Raw genomic sequence first — 4,410 nt, forward strand, 5'->3', positions numbered from 1 at the left:
CTGCTGGTGCGCTGGGCCTGGCCGGACGGCTGCCGGGAGGCCCAGGTCGGCTGGCGCCTGGACGGTCCGGTGCCGACCGGGGTCGCCCGCGCCGGCGAACTGCGCTGCTCGCACCGCGGCTACCACCACGACGGCGGCCTGACCCTCCCGGTCGGGCGCGGCGCGGTCGCCCTCACCGTCTGGGCGCTCGCGCCGCACCCGGCCGACCCGCTGGCCAAGCCCGCCACCGTGGAACTGCCAGCCGAGCTGCCGCTGGTGACGTACGACGTCCTGGTGCCCCGGGTGCGCGCCCTGACCGGCCGGCGCGGCTGGACCGCCCGGCTGGTCCTCACCGCCGAGGCCGGCTGCCTGCTGCCGCCGCTCCAGGTGGTGCACGGCCCGGGCCGCACCCGCCCGACCCGGGCCGGTGAAGGCACCGTGCTGCACGAACTGCCCGAACAGCGGCTGGAGGCCGGCGCACCGCTCGTCCTCAAGCTGACCGTGCCCGCCACCCGCGGACCGTCCTGGCTGGTCTGCCTCCCGGCCGCCGCCGGGGACCCGACCGTCGACCTGCGCCCGATCGCCCTGCACCGACTGAGAGTGACCTGAATGGCCACCAACCTCGCCTGCCCGTACTGCTACGAGACCTTCACCGCCCGGGACATCATGTTCCGCTGCACCACCCAGCCCGGCTCCACCGGCAAACGCTGCACGCGCGAGCGCGACCCGGTGCTGGCCGAACGCCGCGGCCTGCGCGGAGAGGTGGGCCCCGTCTTCACGGCGAAGACCAAGGGGCACCTCGCCCCGTGCCCGCGGTGCGAGGCCATGAGCGCCTTCCGGATCTGCCCGGTCTGCCACAGCACGCTGCCCGCGCAGTTCGGGATGGTGGACAACCGGCTGATCGCGATGGTCGGGGCCAAGGCGTCCGGGAAGACGGTCTACATGACCGTGCTGCTGCACGAGTTGATGAACAGGGTCGGGGCCGGTGGCGGCTTCGCCCTGATGGCCGCCGACGACGCGACCATGACCCGCTTCGGCTCCGACTACCGGGACCAGCTCTACCGGGACGGCCGGCTCTTCCACGGCACCCGGACGGCCGTGGCCAACGCCAACCGGGTGGACCCGTTGGTCTTCCGGTTCGGCCTGGAACGCCGCCGCCTGCTCGGCTCCCGGCCGGAACACACCCTGCTCTCCTTCTTCGACACCGCCGGCGAGGACTTCAACTCCCAGGAGAGCGTGCAGCTGAACACCCGCTACCTGGCCAACGCGGACGGCGTGATCCTGATCCTGGACCCGCTCCAGCTGCCCGGCGCACGCCCGCACGCCCGGCCCGGCACCGTCCTGCCGGACACGGAGGGCGAGGACTCCCCGATCAACGTGCTCTCCCGGGTGACCAGCATGCTGCTCCCGCACCGCGCCGGAGCCGGCCCCGCCGCCCGCCTGCTCCCGGGCCGGCGCGGCAGCGGCCGGATCAGCACGCCGATCGCGGTCGTCTTCGCCAAGCTCGACGCCGTCTGGGACGGCCTCGCGGCGGGCAGCCCGCTGCGCGCCCATCCACCGGGCGGCGACCGCTTCCACACCGAGGACAGCCTGAACGTCCACGAGGAGGTGCGCCACCTCCTGCGGGAGTGGCGCGGCGGCGCGATCGACCAGATCCTCGACACCAACTACGAGCGCTACCGGTACTTCGGGCTCTCCGCGCTCGGCAACGGGCCCACCGCGGACAGCCGGGTCGCGGCCACCGGCATCCAGCCCTACCGGGTGACCGACCCACTGCTCTGGCTGCTCAGCGAGTTCGGCTCGGTGCCCCGCCAGAGGAGGGCGTGACATGGCCTTCCAGCAGCTCTACTACACGTCCTGCGAACACGGCCTGAGCGGCTTCTCCGGCTACCAGTTCAACGCCGTCAGCCCGGACGCCTCCGCCGAGACGATGCGCCTGGTGGAGTCGCTCACGGCGTACGAACCGCCCCGCTCGCTGCTCAACTCCCAGACGCCGCAGGAACTCGCGCGCTGCCCCGTCAACCTGCTGCACGTGCCGGGTCACCCCTGCGTGTCGGCGCAGGTGCGCTACGTCGGCCGGGACCCGTCCCAGCGGTTCGGGAACTACTTCGCCCACGCGCTGAGCACCCAGGACTTCGGGCAGGACGGCGCCGGCGTGCTCGGCATCGAACTCTGGGGCTCCCCGGTGTGGCGGAGCACCCCGGCCCCGAGCACCACACTGCCCGAACTGCCCGCTGTCGAGGCCGGCCCGCTGCGCCGCGACGCGGTCGGCCGCTTCCTGCGCGACCACCCGCACCGCGACCTGATCGGCCCGCTGCTCACCGCGACCCTGGACGCGCTGGCGCACCAGCGCACGGTGCTGCTGGTCGAGCAGGACTCCGAACGGGTCGCGCGGTGGATCGCGGCGGCCTGCTACCTGCTGCCGCCGCCGCTGGCCCGCCGGCTCTCCTTCGCCACCTACCTGCACCGGCCCGACCGGGGCCGCACCCACCTGGTCGGCACGGTGCCGGAGATCCGGATCGACCTCGGGCCCGAACAGCAGGACGCCTTCCACGTCCTGGACCTGGTGGAGGGCCGGGCCCCCGAGCTGCCCGCGAACCCGCTGGCCCAGCTGCTCGCCCGGATCGGGCCCGCGGCCTCCGACCGGTTCTGGGAGCGCGCCGAGACGTACCTGTGGGGCGACGAGCAGGACGCCGAGGACTGGCACGGCCCCGCCGCGGCCGCAGCGGCCCGCGGCGGCGCGCCGCTGACCGAACCGGACATCGCCGCGGTGCTCGACTGGCTGCGGCGCGCCCCCGATCCGCAGTCCCCGGTCAGCCGGGCCACCCTCCAGGACCTGCACCGGCAACAGCGCCTCGGCCGAGGCCAGTTGACCGAACTGAGGCGGATGGCGGAGGCCGCCGGACTGCCCGACCTCGTCCAACGAGCGACCGACGAGGTGGTCGAGCGCGACCTGCGGCTCATCCTGGACGGCGACTCGCGGGCCCTCGACCCGGTCCGGATCGACGACCCGCGGCAGCGCGCCCAGTGCACCGCCCGCTGGCTGACGTTCTTCCAGGAGGCCCGGGGCGCGTCCGCGCTGCGGCTGCTGGCCTGGGCGGACGGCTCCGGCCTGGAGGCGCCCGACCACGAACTCAGGGTGCAGGGCGAACGGATCGGCGAGCACCTGCTCGCCACGGCGGTGACGGTCGGCTCCCTCGACGCCCTGGGCGAGCCGCTGACGGAGGCCGCCCGCCGCTGGCCCGCCTTCCGCCAGGGCCTGGTCGCCGCCGTCCTGGGGCTGGAGCACGGGCGCCCCGGGCAGTTCCGGTCCGTACTGCGCGCCCTGCCGCCCGGGCTGCTCACCGGCGACGACCTGATCAACCGCCCGGACCTGCTGGAGGACTTCCTGCTGGTCCGGGCGGAGCACCAGCCGGGGCAGGCGAGCCGAACGCTGCTGGAGATCCTGCGGCTGCGCCGGGACGGCCTCGTCGACGTCGCGCTGTTGCAGGCACTCTGGCCGGGCCACGGGAACCGCTGGTCCCACGCCGAGGCGCTGAGCCTGATCCCGCGCCTGGCGCCCGACCTGCGCTGGGACGACGGCGCCCGACGCTGGCTGGCCGCGACCGTGCTCCAGGACGCCCCCGGCGCGCTGGAACTCAGCAACTTCCTGCAACTGGCCGAGCGACTGGAAGCACCGCCCAGGAGCGACTGGCTGCCGGCCGACGCCCGGATGTGCGTCCGGTACGCGCTGAACGTGCGCAAGCTGCTCGGGACGGCCCGGACCGCCGAGGAACTCGCCGAACTGCTGAACCGGGAGCCACCCGGCGACTGGCCCCCCGTCCGGGCCCTGCTGCGCCAGAAGCTGCCGCAGGCACTCACCGACCGGGTGGTGCGCGATCCCGCAAGGACCGGCCCCCGGCTCGGGGGGCTGGAGGAGCGGACGGCCCTCGACTACCTCACCCTGCTGCACGAGCAGACCTGCAAGGTCGGCCGGGGCACCCGGGCGAGCGAGCCGCTGATCAGCCACCTGGCGGCCATCACCCGCGCCAAGCTGACCGAGGAGCCCCGGGCGCTGGTCCAGAAGATCCTCCGGCGCGCCGAGGACCGCTGGCCCACCGACGACCTGGCCCGGCTGGTTGCGGCCGTCGGACCGGTCCACCGGGGCTGGGCCGAGCACCTGGGCCGCGCCCTCGACGATCGCCCCGAGCCGCTCCGCCGGCGGATCGCCGGCTGGCTGCCCGGCGGCCGGAGCCGGACGGGCGCCCCCGCTCCGCAGAATCCCGAGGAGTGATCCAGTTGGCCGAACTCGTGGGCGGGGTACTGGCCTTCGTCCTCTACCTGGTCGCCCTCTCCCTCTTCGCGGTGTTCCTCGCCCCGGTCCTGATCGCCGCCCAGGCGCTCCAGTTCACCGGCCGGCTGCTGCTCGGCCACGCCCGGCTGCTGAACGCC

General features: G+C 74.7%; 3 protein-coding genes. All 3 read left to right on the plus strand.

From position 1 onward, the window contains the following. Positions 1-588, plus strand: a 588-nt coding sequence (locus tag J0670_RS31225) for a hypothetical protein (RefSeq protein ID WP_207815223.1), incomplete at its 5' end; no start/stop codon positions are given. Continuing rightward, the gene (locus J0670_RS31230; protein ID WP_207815225.1) at positions 589-1,806 is read left to right on the plus strand and encodes a hypothetical protein; all 1,218 of its coding nucleotides are present in this window, start codon (positions 589-591) and stop codon (positions 1,804-1,806) included. A gap of 1 nt (position 1,807) precedes the next feature. Beyond that, positions 1,808-4,252, plus strand: coding sequence for a GTPase-associated protein 1-related protein (locus J0670_RS31235; RefSeq protein ID WP_207815227.1), 2,445 nt, complete (start codon positions 1,808-1,810; stop codon positions 4,250-4,252). The last annotated feature ends 158 nt before the right edge of the window (positions 4,253-4,410 follow it).

It is taken from the genome of Streptomyces sp. FH025, from assembly GCF_017427025.1.
In the GTDB taxonomy this organism is placed as follows: Bacteria; Actinomycetota; Actinomycetes; order Streptomycetales; family Streptomycetaceae; genus Kitasatospora.

Coding starts and splice junctions, on each gene's coding strand:
- J0670_RS31235 (WP_207815227.1), top strand. CDS start 1,808: ATGGCCTTCCAGCAGCTCTACTACACGTCCTGCGAACACGGCCTGAGC.
- J0670_RS31230 (WP_207815225.1), top strand. CDS start 589: ATGGCCACCAACCTCGCCTGCCCGTACTGCTACGAGACCTTCACCGCC.